The organism is Acinetobacter sp. CIP 102136, assembly GCF_000369685.1.
Classification (GTDB): domain Bacteria; phylum Pseudomonadota; class Gammaproteobacteria; order Pseudomonadales; family Moraxellaceae; genus Acinetobacter; species Acinetobacter fasciculus.
The window spans coordinates 9,924-28,213 of record NZ_KB850154.1 but is presented as its reverse complement, the minus strand read 5'-3'; the positions used below and the strand labels follow the sequence as shown (position 1 = coordinate 28,213).

The following is an 18,290-nucleotide window of genomic DNA, read 5'->3' as shown; positions in this document are numbered from 1 at the left end:
AACGAGGAAATTACATGGCTTATAGAACTGATTTCGATCTTGAATTTTTAGGGCATCTTAAATCAACTGATTTAGATGATCTAGTATATTGTCTAACCCATGATAAAGATGGAGAAACTAGACTTACTGAAGAACTAACTTATTCAGATGCGTATAAGTTACATTTTCCGAATCATAGTAAATACTGGGAATTAATAGCCGCAGAACTTCAATGTTTTGGCGCAAATAGTTTCGCAACAATGTTTCGGGGAGGAAAAGGTGTTTTCTATCGTGAAGTGTTAATGGATGTCTGCGATAAACTAAAGGTAAATTACAACAAAGATGCAAAAACAGAAGTTATCGAAAACAATTTATTATTAAAAATTCTCCATGATGCTCTAGAAAAAATGTCACAAGAGGAATTAAAAGAACTAGCAAAAGAGCTTGATATTAATGATCTAAATTACTCTGCTGAAGCATTACTGGGAGTTTTTCAAGCTATTTTTCGTGCAGGAGGGTTCAAATCCTATCAATTAACATTAATCATTGCTAATGCTATCAGTCGAGCATTATTTGGTAAGGGATTAACTTTGGCTGCCAATGCTACCTTAGCCAGAACTATGTCACTCTTAACAGGTCCGGTAGGTTGGGTTATTACTGGAGCTTGGACTTTAATTGATATAGCTGGACCTGCTTTTCGAGTAACTCTACCTGCTGTAATACAAATAGCAGTATTACGAAAAAAACATTCACAAGACAATTCTATTTAATTTTTAAGATTGAAATATACGTTACGAGAGGCCTTACTAATGGGCCTTTTGATCACTTACTTAACATAAAATCTCTTATGTGCAGTCATACACCACAAGTTAGAACTCACGCTAGTAACCAAATTTTCCGACTATTATTTTTTTGTTCAAAAACTCAATTAATATAATTTTTTAATTATTAAAATCAATAACTTAATTTTAAATATTAAAATTCTAGATAGTTTTTTTGGTGTAAGTTTTTGTTTAATGCCCCATAAATAAAATCCCCATAATGATTTTTTATTTTAAAATCAATATTTTATAAAAAATAAAAAATAAATCCAATAGTCGGAAAATTTGTGTTTTTAATAGAAAAACTTTAATTTTTTTTAAATATTGAGACTTATAGGTGTAGAGATACACCCCTTTAGTTACAGTTGAGAGTGGTGCCAGTCCAAATCTAACTAAAAGGTGTCTATAAAATCAGTAAGTATTCAGTCTTGCAAAGTATTCACTTAATTTTTGTTATACAAAGCTTTTGAGTAAAGGATGAACCCACATCAATGTAATAGCAATTATCTAACTGGGTCATTTCCTTGACGATCGTGTGTCCCAAATAGATAGCATCTATGTTCTCTACAACATCATAATTATCTGAATAGTTCTTTATTCTTCCACGCCCCCATAGTGCATTTGTGTAAGCTGATACCATGCCTGAAATCCTGTAATCACCTTGCATGATATCTGCTTTAAAAGCGCCCCATTCATGAATATCAATATCTGCATGAACCACTCCTATTCGTTTATCTAGAAGATCAAGCTCGATAACGATTGGTAAATCTTCAAAGCTTTTGATAATTTTATGCTGCTGATGTGATGACAACTGATAGAACCACTCACCACCATTTCTTTCATGTAAATGTCTAAGCTTTGAATCAAATAGACTTTTAATGCACATTTCTTCGTGATTGCCACGAACGGTTCGAAACCATGGTTTTTTAATTAATGAAAAACATTCTAAATTTTCTTTGCCTTTATCAACTAGGTCACCCGTGCATATCAACAAATCTTTATCAAAGTCAAAATCGATAGCGTTGAGATGGCTCATCAACAAGTGATAAGAACCATGCAAGTCGCCTACTACGAAGATCGATTTGAAAGATGATCCATCTATAATCTGGATATGATTTGTCATGAGGGAGCATCATCCTACTGATTAATAGCATTATGCATAGAGGTGGTCCCACTTGTTTGAACAACTAAAAGCTTATTTATAAGTGATATTCTGCTCTAGTTAAGCTACCTTATTTTGTTGTGGTAGCTGGTCATAGTAAAACTCATCTGGAGTCATTTTGTCCAGACTCGAATGAGGTCGTTTCAAATTATAAAATTCAAAATATGCACTCAATTGCTTTTTCGCATCGGTGACACTGCTATAAGCTTTGAGATACACCTCTTCATATTTAACGCTTCTCCATAACCGTTCAACCATCACATTATCAATCCATCGACCTTTACCATCCATACTGATTTGAATGCCATTTGATTTCAATACATCAATAAATGCATCACTGGTGAACTGACTGCCCTGGTCTGTATTAAATATTTCAGGTGATCCATATTTTTCAATCGCTTCATTTAAAGCCGAAATACAAAAATCCACCTCCATACTAATCGATACCCTATGCGCAAGTACCTTGCGGCTATGCCAATCAATCACAGCACATAAATAAACAAAGCCTTTTGCCATAGGGATATACGTTATATCCGTACACCACACTTGATTACTGCGCTGAATAGCCAATCCTTTGAGCAGATATGGATATTTACGGTGAGCTTGATTGGCCTGACTTAGATTTGGTTTACGATATAACGCATTAATGCCCATTTTCTTCATTAAAGTACGTGTATGACGTCGTCCTATATGATGTCCTTGACGATTCAATAAATCACGCATCATACGGCTACCTGCAAAAGGGTATTGCATATGTAACTCATCCATACAGCGCATCAGCTTCAGATCTGATTCACTCACAGGTTTTGGGCGATAGTAATAACAACCACGGGAGACTTTCAGCAGCTTAGCTTGCTTAGATACTGAAATCTGAAGTGAGTCATCGATTAACTTTTGTGGTTGAAGCGGCCCAGTTTCTTCAACACACCTTCTAAAAAATCAATTTCTAATGCCTGCTCACCGATTTTTGCATGTAGTTTTTTTAGATCGATGGGTGGTTCTGTTGGAGCTTTTGATTGATCGAAAGCTTGCGAGGAAGCTGAAATCAGTTGATTTTTCCAGTCAATAATTTGGTTTTGATGAACATCAAATTCAGCACTCAATTCAGCAAGTGTTTTTTCTGCTTTAATCGCAGCAAGTGCTACCTTAGCTTTAAAGTCATTTGAATGATTTCTTCTTGGTCTACGTGTCATAAAATACTCCATATATTGATGTTTATAACATCATTTGGGGAGCAAAATATCACTTATAAGTGTTGTTCAAATTTCCTGATCCACCTCTCATGAATAATATTTTCACTAACCACAGACCTTCAACCTACCTTAATCGCAAAAATAGTTCCGGACGAATTTTTACTTTTGGTTAGCCCATTCATACATGATCTTAATACTTATAAGTCCTGTATCGAAAATGTGTGTCACCAATCTGATTTTGGTTTTGCCAGTTGCAGTACAGGTGGCTTGTTATTACCTGATGCTCTTTTGCGAACTTTGCCTTTTAGCTTAAGTAACTGTATAGGTGAAAATGACTCTGCAGGTATTAAGACATTGAAATTATTAATCATGTTTAATGCAGATAGAATTGCAATTAAATCCGAAAGTTTCACATTACCTTTCTCAGCATTTAAAACCGTTCTCCGACTGACCCACGCTTTACTAGCAACTTCAGCTTGTGTCATATCTCGATTTAATCGAATGCGTTTTAAGCGCTCTCCCAAGACTGATGCAATATACACTGGACTGTCATTTTCAGAATACATCATTATTCATCACTCACATTTAGATATTTTATGACCTTATGGCATAGAAAAATCTGGTCAATCCTAAAGTCATTAAGTCCTAATATTGCACATATCCTGTTTTAATTGCCAGTTATGTGCAAATATTTGCACCTAATACCATATAGATTCTTTCTGATACACACTGAGAATGAGGAGCATGTCATTTTATCTTCTCCATTGGCTCATACTGAACCTCTCTTTTTTATAATAAAATAAATTGAGCTCCTGACATTCTTTGATTATTTATTTTTCAGTTTTTATAAGGACTACTGATCAGGACCTTGACGCACTGCTATTTACTGGATAATCTTATTTCAACACAGCAAAATCTGTGCTCAGGCGTGAGAACCTGATAAAATCTAGGTGCAATTAAATGTCGCACTTGCGGCTATTTTTTTGCCTACTGTTAAGCAGTTCTTATGGTAGCTTAGCAGGGCAGCTTCGTGCTGGCTGATCCTAGATTCAGTATTCTCACCCCTGTTAAGTTGCCTCCATTACCGTGAGAAGTGATGGAGATAGTTAAACTCTTATCTAGGAAACTGCTATGCATACTAAATTCAATGATGCAAACCCATGCATGCCAAAAAACCTCGCTAAACAGCTGATTATCGAAGGTGCTAAAGTTCTGAACCATCAACAGCGCCAAGCCTTGCTCGATATTTTCATAGCTTTAGATCAGGCGGAAAAAACAGCTGAAAAGATATTTCAGCAACATGTTGTAGCTCAACAGAGCACCTACAACTTTTCTCAAGTTCACGAATGCCAAGATGAAGACAATCAGGAATATTGGTCAGGTCATTACCATGATTCTTACAGTCAAGAATATCCAGAAGGTTGGGTAAAACGGACTCAGTCCACCCCACGTCGTCATAAGTTCCCTAAGACTGTTTACTGATCGGCGAGGGTGCCTCTTTAAAAGTAGGCATCATAATCCGAGCTACTCGACCGAGTTGGCTCGGATTCTCTTGGTGAAAGTACTGCATCATTTTGATGATCTAAATGTGAATCTTCGGATAGCTCGGTTAGCCTTTGGGCCAGTTTTTCTCGAACATCCTGAACCATATCTCCCAGATACTGCTGTGCCTCGTTTAAGTCAATTGTTGGCCCTATCTCTAGGTTAGTGGTATTGAGTTCTTTAATATGCAATTCAACGACTGTCATCAGCTTCTCAAATCCCTCAGTTTCCCCGGTATTCATCCGCGGCAACTGCACCCTGAACTCATTTAAACATTCTTCTATAAAGTGGATGTATCCCTCCATATCCATTTTTTTACTTTCGGGTGCGATGTTTGGATCACATAAGTCATGAAAGCAGCCTTCAGCCTTATTTGCATATATATACGCGTCATCCAAATATAAATCTGTATATCGTATTTTCATTTTCTTCAATTCGGCACTGATAGTTTTTATCACAAGAGGATCATTTTTTGGTTGGTTACTGGCCTCTATTTCTGCTTTAACTCTTCTAACATGCTCAATAAGTTTTCGGTGTTCAGCTCTTCGTCTTGCAAGGTTGACCAGTCGATCGATTCCAACTGTCTCAAGGCGTTTAGATACGGTCTTAAACTGCTCTGGAGTTCTTCCTGTATCAGTGGGCGAAGGTGTGAGCTGGTCAATAACAGTTTTAAACGTAGCTCTAATTCGCGCCCAAATACCGTTAAAGAATCGATTAGTTCTTTGTAAGATATCTCTTTCTTGATTTCGTCTTGATAGCGCCTGAGGATCTTGTCTCTCTCGATTAGTTTCTGCTTCATATCGTTCAGCTTCTTCATCATAAGAATGTTTTCTTTGCGCATAAGCTCCTGATAGTCGTTCTGAAGCTTTTGTGACTTCATGAGTTCGTCGATGTATGCTTTTTGGGCTTCGAAGACCTGCTGGTAATGCCGGGCTTCCTCCTGAAGTACTTCCGTTTTTTGTTCCAAAGCTTGAATCATGCCCTTTAGCTGGAGAATCAACTGGTTTTTTTGGGTTTGTAACAATGTTTCTATCATGTTGCACTCCGATATTTAGATAAAATCCCTGAGCAGTGACAGCATGCTGAATGTGCCGAATATCCCAAGACACCACAGTATTTTTTTGCATTGCTGATGGAGCTGCTGTATCAAGCTGATTCCATCTCCAAGCTGATGGCTTAACTGTTCTGCTAATTTCGCTTGAGAGCTGTTGTTGCGGCATTGCTGCTGTATTTGTTTCAGCAATGGCATCATGTTGAGAAGGTCGTTGCGTAGTGCACTGCTGTTCTGTTGCTCTTGCTCGCTGCTCTGCTGTATCTGGTCGAGTAATTCCCTGTTCCTGCTCAAATCGATCTGTAGATTTTGCAAGATTTTCTGTTGGCGCTGATGTAGCTTCAGAATGTCCTGAAATTGGGTGTCGGTTTTGATGTTGTACAACATCAATTCCAGATCGATAGTCTGGGTTTCTGCCAAGCTTTGCTTTAACTGTTGCTCCAGGCTCTGCCGATAATCCTGATAGTGGTTCGAGAGACTCTCCAGTCGCAGGAATTCCGGTTCGATAATATTTTTGGTGATACGTAAAACGTTTTCTTCGAACTTGTTCAAGTCGCTTAAGGCATTCTGTGAGTTCTGCTGAAGGTGCTGCAAGTCCTGCCGGATGTCCAGGCAATACTGCTCGTGCTGCTTCCGGTCCTGCTCGATTTTTTCGGTAAGCATCGAATGAAAACTCTGCATGATAAAACTTCCCTTTTAAACGGTCTGTTCCATAACTGGTCTTAAGTGAAATGTAGTGATCATCTTTTCGACTTAACTCACCAAGTTCGGACAGACTCTTGAGCAAATCATCTCGGTTATTGATGATTCCATAGACAATGCGTTGTTCTACATATTGGTGAATTAACTCCAAACGGGTCTTTTTGGGCAGATGCTGCATACCGGCTTTAATTGCAGCTGCGTTTTGCATCTCATGATGATTTTTAAGTTTTATGCTCTTTATACGGGTAGGGTCATCAGGTCTTGCCCAACCATATTTATGGTTTAAAAAATCACGCAGTGGGTCAAAGTAATGATGATGTCCTGGTGGAGCAATGTTTAATGATTTTCCTGAATTCAGTTCAATTCGAGGGACCAGTATATGTAGATGGCGTGAGCCATTATCCTCAGCATGCATTACAGCTGTCATGTGATATTGTTCTGGACTCAATCCGGCAAAAGCATGTTCCTCAAACAGATCCAAAACTTCTTCAAGCTGTGCATCCGATACATGGTCTTCGGGCGACCAGGCAATCACTGCAGAGGTGTAGCAGTATTGAAACTTGATACTTTCAGCAATGATCGCAAAGGTGGCAGGATCTCCTCTCAGGATTTTTACTCCTGCTCGTCGGTCACCTTGATGATCCTGCTCACCTGTTACATAGGCTGCTGCCAGCTTTGGATCGCCTGTGCCTGACTTTAAAAATTTAATGAGCATAATCTATCGATCCTCCATTACCCTTTGAATTGCTTTTGCTTTTCTGTTTTTCGCAAGCTGATCAGAAACAAAATATTTTGGGAGCACAGGAAGATATTGATGTAAATCAGACTGAATCGTGACCAGAACATCCACGCAATCGACAAAGGAAAACTTCTGAATGTCTTCAGTTTGTTGAAGACATAAGAAGTTCAGTGAACGTGCAATCTGGTTGATATTATTTCCGATTCGGCCAAGTTCCAGTAAGAGTTGAGGGTCGGCACTGGGTATCGGGCGACCCACTGTATTTTTTAAGGATCTTTTTTTGAGTGGTACGGACTGCCACAGCTTAGAAGGTTCACTAAGGGCTTGTTCTTCACTGGTCTGGTGAACAAGTGGCCAATATCGACATAACTCGCGCTGAATAAGGATATGAATCAGCTTGGTAAATCCAATTCCATGTTCCTGAAGAAAACTATCTAACTGCGCCCCCTGTTCGGCATTAAAACGAAGTCGCTTCGTGATTTCACGTTTGGTCCTTTTCATTTATCTATCCTGTTCGGATTGGTGATTTATGGGGTCTTAGGGGGTCGCCCCTAACAAGCCCTGTTGCGTACCAAAAGTGAAGTTCGTAGAACTTTATTTTTGTAGCTACAGGTAGGCTTGCTTAATAAACTGCTCTTTTTAAGAACAATTTCCCCTCCTGAATCCCAAGCATAAAGGAATTAAAAAATTCAAATCCCATCCGTCGAATTTCGATTTTTTTTGAACGAAATCATCTATTTTTTTGAAAGAGTTACTTTATTTCTCAAACGGAAACGAGTTGTAAATTAGCGTTCAATCTCGAATTAATGTTCATTGATATAGATTTATATCTAAAAAATCTTAAAAAATTTGAAATTGGCTTGAAATTATGCAGATTTCTTTAAAAAATGTGTTGAGGTTTGTTTTTTTATTTATTTTTGAGTTATTCATCAAATTTATATCGTTTTCAGCATCGTATTCTTATTTTCAATGAATTTGATTCCCCTGCTAAATAAAATAATATTTTAGATAAATATCAATTAATTAATAATTAACAATGAAGAAAAATAACACACATCTATCTTTCAAATTTCAGGTTTAACTCGTGACATGTAACGTTTTAATTTGGGGATGTAACACTTTTGTTTTTGTTAGAAACGGACGGTTTTTTGTTAGAAACGGACAGTATGTGAAGTGCATCACAATTTTTTAAATTTATTATTCTATCTTATGAAATTAATACATAAATTCTATTAATACTTATTATGAATTTATGTTTCCTTATATGCGAAATAATGGATAAGTCAGCCTCCCATTCCTATTTGTGGCCTACCAGTCATTTTCATTCCAAGTAGACTGTCAAAATAGAAAACTACATAGCCAATTTTGCCGATACCAAACGATTCATACTCACACCATGCTCAGCCGCTTCAAGTGCTAGTTTTTGATGAACCATTGATAGAACACAAACAGCAAACCGTCCGCTATATTTTTTTTCTGAAAGCGGTACTGGTAATTTCTCATTATTACTGATCATATCTGCTACAACTTCACCAACAAGATCAACAATCCTAGAGAATGCTTTGGATTGTTCTTTATCGAGCCAAGACAGTGATGGAAATTCGGCACATAGACCAACATACTCATTATCTTCTGCTGACCATGTAACACGATAAGTATATTGTTTGCTATCCATTTGACACCTCAAAATGTTTTAAGTTTATCAAGAGCAGCTAATACTTGCCTAACCTGATAAGGTTTAGCCTTTCCGCTATCATCTTGAAGATTAATACGAGGATCGCCTTGCCCCGGTGTTTTAAAAACCGTGTGGCTACATAGCGAGTGAAAAAAAGAGGAATTGCCAAAACATATAACAGTCGCTTGGCTTGCTGAGAGATTTAACTTGTCGTTTAAGACAATTATTGAAAAAGTTGGCATGTACAACAGGAGATGAAAAAACATCTCTGTGATCCTAAAGAGGTAATACCGATATTGGAAAATTTAAATTTTCTTAGTATCAGTTGTAATAGAGGAAAAAGGGCTTAATGCCCTTTTATTTTGCCTAGTTAGTATCTGTTAATTAAATTACTGCATTTGATATGTAAAAATTTCATGATATCCATTCAAGGAACCCATAATGCCTTTAAGCTTTTGTGAAGCATCTTTAAGAAGTATCTATCCATCTGATATGGCTTTATGCGACTGCGATTTTACTCGTACAGGCTGAACAGTTAACAAATGAATTATTTAATACTCATTACTTTACAATCAAAACGAAATCATTAAAAAACTAAATTAGATTCATAATACAACTAATATAGTTGCAATTTATATCTCAAACCCTAACTCTTTTAGAACATCAGTATACTTTCTGATAACCTCAGCATCTTGTAATTCAATCAGAAGTCTTTTTTCTAAATCAGCATAGCTTTCCCCTACTGCAGCTTTTTGGCTTGCAAATGGATCATAGTGAGCTAGCTTGTTAGCAAAGAATTGAATCTGCTTGTCTGTTAGCTTCTTAGCTTTTGTATTAGTGACTTCCTTAGGTTGCTGCTTATTTATGAACTTAAATGAGAAACCACTAATCAAACGTCCATTTTTATGCTGATCGTAAGAAGCAACGATATCTGTTAATTCATTAATTTGGGTTAATGCAGTATCGAGTACCCGAGCTTTGAAATTAGCCATCTTGGCATATTCACCCTCTGCTAATCCAAGCTTAAAGCGAAAGTCTTCTAACTCAAACATAGGTGTCTTGCCAAGACTGCGCCATTGAATTAGTAATTCGTAAAGACGAATTGCATATTTACTCGTAAGAGAGCTAATCTGTTTAAGCTCGTAAGCAGTAAATGACTTCTCTAACTGGGTAATCAATGGGATGACATCAGGTGCAAAAGTCAGCTCTACAATCCCAGCGGAATCAACATACGCTATTTTGGAAACCCAACGTGATTTCACGATCTTTTCCTGTTGAGTACCCTCATGAATGCCCTTGTAACTGAATTTGCGCTCGAATAGATTGCTGGCTGCATTTTTAAGTCCCTCGTAGGCTGCATGCTTATCCACATTAAATTGCTTCATATAATGATGAGCATGAACCTCTAACGTGCTATTGGCATCCACATTCTTACTTAGCTCTCTTGCCCGTACAATTGCCAATAGAATCAATCGTTGTTCTGTTGTATCCAAATTATAGCTGGCATTGATTAACGCATTATCCTTAACTACGAGCTCATTTTTCACTGAGACGTCCCCATTTAATTATCTAATTAGGATACACTAATTATCTATGTATGCACAAGGTGGGAAAATGTAGACTTGAAGGTGGGAAAATGTAGACTTGAAGGTGGGAAAATGTAGACTTGAAGGTGGGAAAATGTAGACTTGAAGGTGGGAAAATGTAGACTAATAACCTCTGAAACACTTGCTATACAAGGCTTACAGATGTCTTAAAAATAAAAATATTAAAAATATTAAAAATAAAAAGCTTATTGTTTAAAAATTTAAGAGAATTTCTTGTTTTACGAATATCAATTTACAGTGATGAATCATTATGAAGCATAACTCTAATTTAGGTGGGAAAATGTAGACTAATGACAAAGTATCTAGATAATAGAATTTTTTGAGTAATTATTTACAACAATCAAAAATACAACTATATTAAATACAAATTAGTTGCAAAATAAAAGTAAAATGATTCTATTAATTGGAAGCCAAAAAGGTGGATGTGGTAAGTCAACAATAGCCATCAACATTGCAGCATATCTAGCTAAACATAACAAAGATATTGTATTAGTTGATGCAGATCCTCAACAAAGTTCAGCTAATTGGGTTAAAGACAGAGATGAGACAAAGCTACCTAAAGTACATTGTATTCAACGTTACGGGGACATTAAAAATACGTTGAAAGATCTAGATAGTCGTTATGACTATGTAGTAGTTGATGTAGCTGGTCATGATAGCAAAGAGCTCAGAACAGCAATGTTAGCTGCTCATTACCTTGTAGTGCCATTTAGACCATCACAATTTGATTTGGATACTTTACCTCATTTATCTGAAGTCATAGATCAAGCCAAATCATTTAATGAAACTCTGAAATCATTTGGACTCTTAACTTTGGCACCAACCAATCCAGCTGTATCTGAAATACAGCAAGCTAATGAGTACCTGATGGATTTTCCATTGTTCACAGCTTTGTCATCAGTAATCCATGATCGCAAGGTTTACCGTGATGTCACTGCTGAAGGGAAAGGTGTAGTTGAATCAAATAATCCAAAAGCAGTTGAAGAGTTCGATGCTTTTATGAAGGAATTATTAGCATGATTAAGAAAAGAGAGCTTGTAAAAAATTCTCCTGATATGGAAACCTTCATCAATGGTGCTAATGAAGAAATTACTCAAAAATTAAATCCGAAAGCACCTAGAAAATTTAAGACACACACGATTCCAATGAACGAATATGAGTATCAGTTATTGGTTGAGTTAGCTGAAAAATATGGCCAAACACATAACGGCATTATCAGATTTGCTTTGAAGAAACTTAGCGAATAATAGCAACTTATTTGAAACTAATAAGAAACTATTTTAGTTTCAAGATTAAATTAATTTCAATATAAAAAAATCCCTTAACCATTAAGGGATTTTTTTATTAATGATAGGTTTACATATGTCTAGGGTACTTGAATACCTGAATAGCGTCTTCAATGGTATACCCAAATTGGCATTTAAATTTGAATAATTAAGTGAAACACTATCTTTAAAAAGATAGTTTTATGCAACAAAGAAAATAACTAATAAAGAATTCTTATGACTAATACCACCATTCATCGGAAAAAATATTAGACAACCCCTTAAAATAAAGCATTCCGCAATAGTTAGATTGACTTCCATCTTGAAAAAAGATGAATTCTCATTAGAATCTTGAATAAAGTTACATTTTTCAAGATTTAATAAGGGGGCAGAGTATGACGATGATAGAGGGTGAACCTCAAAAACATGGTGGGCGTAGAGCAGGAGCAGGGCGTAAACCGAAACCTGATCAAGTGACCAAAGTGATTCGTGTACCAAAAGCACGTATCCCTGATATTAAAGCACTTTTACAAGACAAGCCACCACAGCATGAAATTAAGGATATCCGTCAGCTTGACCCTGTGACGCAAATGGAAATTCCATTGGCAACAGAGCGGGTCCGGGCAGGTTTTCCTTCACCCGCAGAAGACTCTATAGATAAAAAAGTTGATCTGAACGAACATCTGATCAGAAATGAAACGGCTACTTTTATTGTCAAGGCGGACTCACAATCCATGCTGAATATCGGTATTGATATCAATGATGAACTAATTGTTGATCGCAGTATTGAAGCCAAGCACAGGGATATTGTGGTGGTCTGGTTAGACAATGCATTTACGGTCAAACGCTTAATGAAAGATGCACAAGGGTGTTGGCTGAAAGCTGAAAATGAGGAATATTCTGATATTTATCCATCAGAAGGTCAGCAGTTAGTCATTTGGGGTGTAGTCACTAAACTGATTAAGAGCTTTAAATGAGTCGCCAAGAAATCTATGCGCTCGTCGATGTTAATAATTGCTACGTCTCATGTGAGCGTTTATTCAATCCTGGATTAGATCATCGTCCTGTCGTGGTGTTATCCAATAACGATGGTTGTGTCGTGGCACGTTCACAGGAAGCCAAAGATTTAGGCATCAAAATGGGTGTGCCGCTATTTCAGATCCAGGACCTCATCGAACAGCATAAAGTCGAAGTACTGTCGAGTAACTATCCCTTATATGCTGAAATGTCACGTCGCTTTCATACCATCTTGGGGCAATATGTAGCACCGGATGAACAGGAAATCTATTCGATTGATGAGTCATTTTTAAAGCTCACTGCCTATACCCAAAGTTTCGATTTAACAGTGTATGCACAGGAGATACGAGCACGGATCAAGCAATGGATTGGCTTGCCTGTCTGTATCGGAATTGGTCGCAGCAAGACCGAAGCCAAGCTTGCCAACTATATGGCCAAAAAGGCCAAACGCTTTAATGGCGTATGCAATTTGGCCGAGATGCATTCACAACATCGAGATTATTTCTGGAGCCTGATTGATGTGGCTGAAGTATGGGGCGTTGGACGACAGCACAGCAAGAAATTAAAACAATATGGAATTCATACTGTTTTGGATTTGGCTCAATGCAGTCCACACCGCCTAGCGAAGGCATTTTCTGTGCTGATGCAGCGAACTGTCATGGAATTACAAGGACAGGCATGTATTGAGCTTGAACATGCACCTGAATCCAAAAAGCAGATTATGGCCAGTCGTTCCTTCGGTGAAAAAATTACAGAACTTGATGACCTGAAAGAAGCCTTAACCAAGTATGTACAGGATGCAGTGAAACGACTCAGAGCTGAGCATTCTCTCTGTGTTACAGTCATCGTCTTTGTGCAATCGAATCCATTTGATAAGCATTTACCTTATTACAGCAAATCGCTATCGCTGGACCTGGAAGAGCCAACCGATAGTGTCACTGTCTTGATACGGATCTCATTAAAGATATTGGAACGAACTTATAAGCCTGGCGTGATGTATAAAAAATGCGGAGTGATGCTGACAGATCTCATTGCTAAACAGCATTATGTACCGACACTGTTTGCAGATCACGAGAAGATTCAAAGTAATGAGAACCTGATGCAAGCCTATGAACAGATCCAGCAGAAATACGGTAAAAGGAAGATTGCAGTCGGTGTTTGTTATTTACCAGATCGAAAATGGTCAGCAAGGCAAGCAAGTTTAAGCCGAGACTATTTTAGCTGGGATGGGTTGCTACGGATTAAGAAATAAAATGAGGCTAAAACAGTTAGCTATTCATTGCAGAAAAATGTAAAAATAGGCTCACGGCATAAAATATTATTTAATATAATCAATTGCATATGAGATTATTAAATTTTTTTATTTTTCAATTATATGGTTTTTATAAAAAATCCCAACATGCCCTGCTTCGGCTTTGTTGATTTGTCATGTTAAACGATTGTTTATTGATCATTGTTCCACGCTTTTATGTAGCCTAGATTAATCTTACGGTATGAAAAAACATCTAAGAAAGCCACGTTTTTAGGTTCAAGATCGACATGCTCAGTAACAGAGATGTGCTTATTTTGTGTTTGGTTATCAGTTTCAATTTCAGCAGTTTCTTTTGCTGTGGGAACTTCAATAATAGTTTCTTAAAATGATGCAACATGTGTTGGAACTTCAGCTGAATTTGGACTATCTATTTTTACAGGTTCTTTTAGGTACTGTTTTTGAATTAATTCACCAAAACACAAATAGCTTCGGCCAAATCAATCTTGCTCTTAGAATTCCCTTTTTCAAGTTGTTTTAAAGTGTTTGTCTATTGATGGTGTAAAGTTTGGAAAGTTAAAAAACTGTAAGGGTTTTTATCCTGTACTGAATAGCCACTAATTTTGTAGACACCTTTTAGTTAGATAAAATGGCTAATTAACGAGGTGCTTATGAGCAGTAAACGATATCCTGAAGAATTCAAAATTGAAGCAGTAAAGCAAGTTACCGAGAAAGGTTATAGTGTGGCCGAGGTTGCTGCGCGTTTAGGTACAACTACACATAGTTTATATGCCTGGATTAAACGCTATGATCCTCAACAACCCAAAGTTACTCAATCAGCAGATCCAACTGCAGAGCTAGCAAAGCTCAGAAAAGAACTGCAAAGAGTAACTGAAGAACGGGACATCTTAAAAAAGGCCGCGGTGTACTTCGCAAGCCAGTCCAAATGAGGTACGCCTTTATTCGGGACAACCAGCATATATGGCCGATCCGTCGTTTGTGTTCAACTCTAGATGTTCATCATAGTGGTTATTATGCATGGCTAAAGCAGCCTATCAGCAAGACAGCCCAGAAACGGCAACAACTTTCAGGACTGATTAAACAGTTTTGGTTAGAATCTGGTGGGGTTTACGGCTATCGCAAGATTTACTGTGATCTGAAAGATGTTGGTGAGAATTGTGGGATTAATCGAGTGCATCGGTTGATGAAAGTTGATGGACTTAAATCACAGCGTGGCTATCGCAAACCTAGAACTCATGCAGGTACTCCGTCGGTTGTTGCTGCAAACACTTTAGACCGCCAATTTAATCCAGCACAGCCGAACCAACTATGGGTGACTGATATTACCTATATTCGTACCCATGAAGGATGGCTGTATCTCGCAGTGGTAATCGACCTGTTCTCACGACTTGTAGTTGGCTGGTCTATAAAATCCAGAATTACGACAGATCTGGTTTTAGATGCGTTATTAATGGCTCTATGGCGGAGAAAACCACAGAATAAAGTTCTGATTCACTCTGACCAAGGCAGTCAATATACGAGCCATGAATGGCAAACATTCCTTAAGCAGCACAATCTGGAATGTAGTATGAGTCGCAGAGGAAATTGCCATGATAATGCTGTTGCTGAGAGTTTCTTTCAGTTGTTAAAGCGAGAAAGAATTAAGAAGAAACTATATGCATCAAGAACTGAAGCTAGGTCTGATATCTTTGAATATATTGAGATGTTCTACAATTCAAAACGCAGACATGGTTCCAATGGTCAGCGTTCTCCATTAGATTATGAAAAGGCCCATCAAAAGATGGTTAGGTGTGTCTAGAATTTTGGTGGCTATTCAAGCATAACTTTTTGAAATATAACACTTTAAATGGGTTCTAACATCATTGATTCGTATAAGAGATTTTATGTTAAATAATAGAAAGGCTCTTACTCTCAGTTAGAGCCTTTATTCTTAAATTTTTTTATCTATTGTGATAAACCATGTGCCGTTATTACGCTCATAAAGTGGTAAATTGCTGTCAATTTTTTGATATCTATAATTTAACTTGGGAGTAAAACCTTTCCACTGCCATTGCTTACGCCAAGTAGCTATACCAAATTCATATTCACTGTCTTTGCGTTGAATACCATACCAAATATTATCTGCTAAAAAATTACGCTTAGAATAACGTATGTTGCTACTAATACCCAATGAGTCCCCAAAGTATAAAAAACCACTTCGTATACCTTTTTTATTAGATGATTCTGCTTCGTCCGCTAAGCGATCTTGCATCCAGTCTAAGCCACTATATATGAGTAATTTCGATTTCGGTTGATACAGCATCAATGCAGCCTGACTATTAGCATGACCATTATAATATTGTGCAAGATCTGAATCCTGATATCGTTTTTGGATATGAGATGTATTAGCAGAAACTTGCCAGCGATCTGATAATAATCGGTTATATTCTAATCCTGCACCATAGTTATGACTGTAACGACTATCACCTAGTATATTTTGCCCAATAAATGGAATTATGCCTAAGGATTGCTTAAGATCTTTATACTTGTAACCAGTATCGATACGTAAGGTTTGCTCACTAAATTCTGTATTATCCCAATAATGAATACCGTTTAATGTTGCATTAAAATATACATAATGATTGCTCATCATATTTTGTTCACGTGATGCATTCAGCGTATAACCGATACCTTCTGCCTTTTGTGGTAGTGATTCCTGATCACGTATGAAAGTTGCTTTTCCAATAGAAATCTCTTTTATACTCGATGATTGATTAACATTATCTGTTTTTTCAAAATTAAAATTTACGTTTGGTTGCCATCCTTGAGACTCTTCCATAGTACTCAATAGCTGATCTATTAATGCTTGGATCTGAGTAGGAAGAAAAGGTCTTACTGCTCTAAATTCATTTTTAGCTTCAGTATATTGTTTATTTTCAAATAACATCATGGCTAGATCAAAACGGGGATAATATAAATTTGGATTCTTTGTAATAATCTCTTGGTACATTTCTATGGCTTTCTTTTGCTTTCCTTGAAAACGATATAAAGCACCTAAGCCATACTCGTATAAAATGTGATCGTAATTATCAGTTTTTCTGTATTTATCTAGTAGTTTCTCAAGTTCTTTCCAGTCTTTATGAATAATGGCTTGATTAATATAATCTTCTAAACTTGAGTTTGGAGGTAGTGTAGAAAGCTTTAAATCTTTATCTACTGTTTTTTTAAGTAATAATTCAGGTTGAATAAATGAATCTTGCTCAAAAAATACTGTTTGAGCTGGTGGTAATTCTTGAGAAAATGCAGTGCTAGAAAATGTTACTGAAAGAATTACTAAATATTTGATATTCATCAAATGGCTACCAATAGAATGACAAAAACCGTCTGAAATTATATTTAATTTCAGACGGTCTATAGATAAGTGGGGACTAAAATAAGATTTTATTTAGTAATTTCACCACGTGTACCGCCAAAGCCAACGGTATCTTTACCATTAAAAATGACTTTACCAGCAATTTCTTCAGCTTTTTTGCCATAAAAGTCTAATGAATATGTACCAGTATTAGTTAATTGTTTAGCTGTTGAAGTGATTCCAGTTCCAGAAATAGAACCTTGTTCTAGGCTAATAGTATTACCTAAGCCAGTGATTGATCCTGAACCTAAGCGATCAGTAAAGTTAATATTATAATCTAAAGTACCTTCAGCCAATTTCGATGTTGTCGAAATAGATGGGATCATTCCGCTGTAATCAATAGTTGTCGTATCAATATAAGCACCATTAAATGCTTTACCTGTATAAGTAGCAGTACCTAAAGTTGGTATTGCATCAACAGTTGTTTTCAAACCTTGGATTTTAATATTAGATGTACGATCATCGCTTATTAATGCGCCAGTCTTATTGTTATAAGAAAGATCGCCAGAATAATTACCTAAAACAACAGAATAGGGCTGATTATAAACAACAGACTGTGTGCCAGATGCTTTAGTTAGATTATTGGTAGTAGCTTTCCCACCATTAAAATTAGCTGTAATCGTGTTAATTGGGTAGTAACTAGTAAGACCTTTTGCGTCATCAATTTCTTTTTGCTTTTCAGCAGCAGCCTTCTCAGCAGCAGCTTTCTCAGCGGCAGCCTTTTCAGCAGCAGCCTTTTCAGCAGCAGCCTTCTCAGCAGCAGCCTTTTCAGCGGCAGCCTTCTCAGCAGCAGCCTTTTCAGCGGCAGCCTTCTCAGCAGCAGCCTTTTCAGCAGCAGCCTTCTCAGCAGCAGCCTTCTCAGCAGCAGCCTTTTCA

At 37.1% G+C, this 18,290-nt stretch carries 16 protein-coding genes and 1 pseudogene; 7 read left to right on the top strand and 10 right to left on the bottom strand.

The window, feature by feature from the left end; genetic code table 11:
- Nucleotides 1-14 precede the first annotated feature (14 nt).
- Nucleotides 15-749, top strand: a complete 735-nt coding sequence (locus tag F893_RS16975) for a YaaW family protein (RefSeq protein ID WP_005254622.1) — start codon at nt 15-17, stop codon at nt 747-749.
- A 490-nt stretch (nt 750-1,239) separates the two neighbouring features.
- Here the strand turns inward: F893_RS16975 and F893_RS16970 are convergent, their stop codons facing one another.
- The 3 genes from F893_RS16970 to F893_RS16955 all read right to left on the bottom strand — a co-directional run bounded on the left by F893_RS16970 (nt 1,240) and on the right by F893_RS16955 (nt 3,724).
- A complete protein-coding gene (locus tag F893_RS16970) occupies nt 1,240-1,923 on the bottom strand; it encodes a metallophosphoesterase (RefSeq protein ID WP_005254620.1) in 684 nt (227 codons plus the stop codon).
- A 99-nt stretch (nt 1,924-2,022) separates the two neighbouring features.
- Nucleotides 2,023-3,155, bottom strand: a protein-coding gene (locus F893_RS17780) for an IS3 family transposase (protein WP_227554019.1) whose coding sequence is annotated in 2 segments (ribosomal slippage) — nt 2,023-2,903 and nt 2,903-3,155 — 1,134 coding nt in all. Because the reading frame shifts where the segments join, the coding sequence is not laid out codon by codon here.
- 224 nt (nt 3,156-3,379) lie between these two features.
- On the bottom strand, nt 3,380-3,724 hold the full coding sequence (locus F893_RS16955) for a helix-turn-helix transcriptional regulator (protein ID WP_005254619.1): 345 nt from the start codon (nt 3,722-3,724) through the stop codon (nt 3,380-3,382).
- 562 nt (nt 3,725-4,286) lie between these two features.
- Between F893_RS16955 and F893_RS16950 the strand changes: the two genes are divergently transcribed.
- Nucleotides 4,287-4,637: a hypothetical protein gene (locus F893_RS16950; RefSeq protein WP_005254618.1), complete on the top strand. Its 351-nt coding sequence runs from the start codon at nt 4,287-4,289 to the stop codon at nt 4,635-4,637.
- Between the two features lie 17 nt (nt 4,638-4,654).
- On the opposite strand, the gene F893_RS16945 is transcribed toward F893_RS16950, so the two are convergent.
- From F893_RS16945 to repM, 4 genes are all read right to left on the bottom strand, one after another.
- A complete protein-coding gene (locus tag F893_RS16945; protein ID WP_005254617.1) occupies nt 4,655-7,165 on the bottom strand; it encodes a relaxase/mobilization nuclease domain-containing protein in 2,511 nt (836 codons plus the stop codon).
- Between the two features lie 3 nt (nt 7,166-7,168).
- Nucleotides 7,169-7,690, bottom strand: a complete 522-nt coding sequence (mobC, locus tag F893_RS16940) for a plasmid mobilization relaxosome protein MobC (RefSeq protein WP_005254614.1) — start codon at nt 7,688-7,690, stop codon at nt 7,169-7,171.
- A gap of 850 nt (nt 7,691-8,540) precedes the next feature.
- Complete coding sequence (locus F893_RS16935; protein ID WP_005254613.1) at nt 8,541-8,864, bottom strand: type II toxin-antitoxin system HicB family antitoxin; 324 nt, start codon at nt 8,862-8,864, stop codon at nt 8,541-8,543.
- A 632-nt stretch (nt 8,865-9,496) separates the two neighbouring features.
- Complete coding sequence (repM, locus tag F893_RS16925) at nt 9,497-10,411, bottom strand: replication initiation protein RepM (protein ID WP_005254609.1); 915 nt, start codon at nt 10,409-10,411, stop codon at nt 9,497-9,499.
- Between the two features lie 450 nt (nt 10,412-10,861).
- On the opposite strand from repM, the gene F893_RS16920 reads away from it, so the two are divergent.
- The 4 genes from F893_RS16920 to F893_RS16905 all read left to right on the top strand — a co-directional run bounded on the left by F893_RS16920 (nt 10,862) and on the right by F893_RS16905 (nt 14,005).
- Nucleotides 10,862-11,491, top strand: a complete 630-nt coding sequence (locus F893_RS16920) for an AAA family ATPase (protein ID WP_005254607.1) — start codon at nt 10,862-10,864, stop codon at nt 11,489-11,491.
- Nucleotides 11,488-11,718, top strand: coding sequence for a hypothetical protein (locus F893_RS16915; protein ID WP_005254599.1), 231 nt, complete (start codon nt 11,488-11,490; stop codon nt 11,716-11,718). Before F893_RS16920 ends, F893_RS16915 begins: the two co-directional genes overlap by 4 nt.
- 413 nt (nt 11,719-12,131) lie before the next feature.
- Entirely contained in the window at nt 12,132-12,713 is a 582-nt protein-coding gene (locus F893_RS16910) for a LexA family protein (RefSeq protein ID WP_005254597.1), read from the top strand.
- Nucleotides 12,710-14,005, top strand: coding sequence for a Y-family DNA polymerase (locus F893_RS16905; protein ID WP_005254595.1), 1,296 nt, complete (start codon nt 12,710-12,712; stop codon nt 14,003-14,005). Before F893_RS16910 ends, F893_RS16905 begins: the two co-directional genes overlap by 4 nt.
- A 404-nt stretch (nt 14,006-14,409) precedes the next feature.
- Here F893_RS16905 and F893_RS18495 read toward each other — a convergent pair.
- Nucleotides 14,410-14,560 (bottom strand): annotated as a pseudogene (locus tag F893_RS18495) (DNA-binding protein); the annotation flags it as partial.
- A 113-nt stretch (nt 14,561-14,673) separates the two neighbouring features.
- Between F893_RS18495 and F893_RS16895 the strand changes: the two are divergent.
- A protein-coding gene (locus F893_RS16895; RefSeq protein ID WP_155757273.1) for an IS3 family transposase occupies nt 14,674-15,821 on the top strand; the annotation gives its coding sequence in 2 pieces (ribosomal slippage) (nt 14,674-14,920 and nt 14,920-15,821; 1,149 coding nt in all).
- A gap of 132 nt (nt 15,822-15,953) precedes the next feature.
- Here the strand turns inward: F893_RS16895 and F893_RS16890 are convergent.
- Both F893_RS16890 and F893_RS18175 read right to left on the bottom strand, forming a co-directional pair.
- Nucleotides 15,954-17,354, bottom strand: coding sequence for a surface lipoprotein assembly modifier (locus F893_RS16890; RefSeq protein WP_005254590.1), 1,401 nt, complete (start codon nt 17,352-17,354; stop codon nt 15,954-15,956).
- An 89-nt stretch (nt 17,355-17,443) separates the two neighbouring features.
- On the bottom strand, nt 17,444-18,290 hold an 847-nt coding region (locus F893_RS18175; RefSeq protein WP_005254588.1), incomplete at its 5' end, for a factor H binding protein domain-containing protein.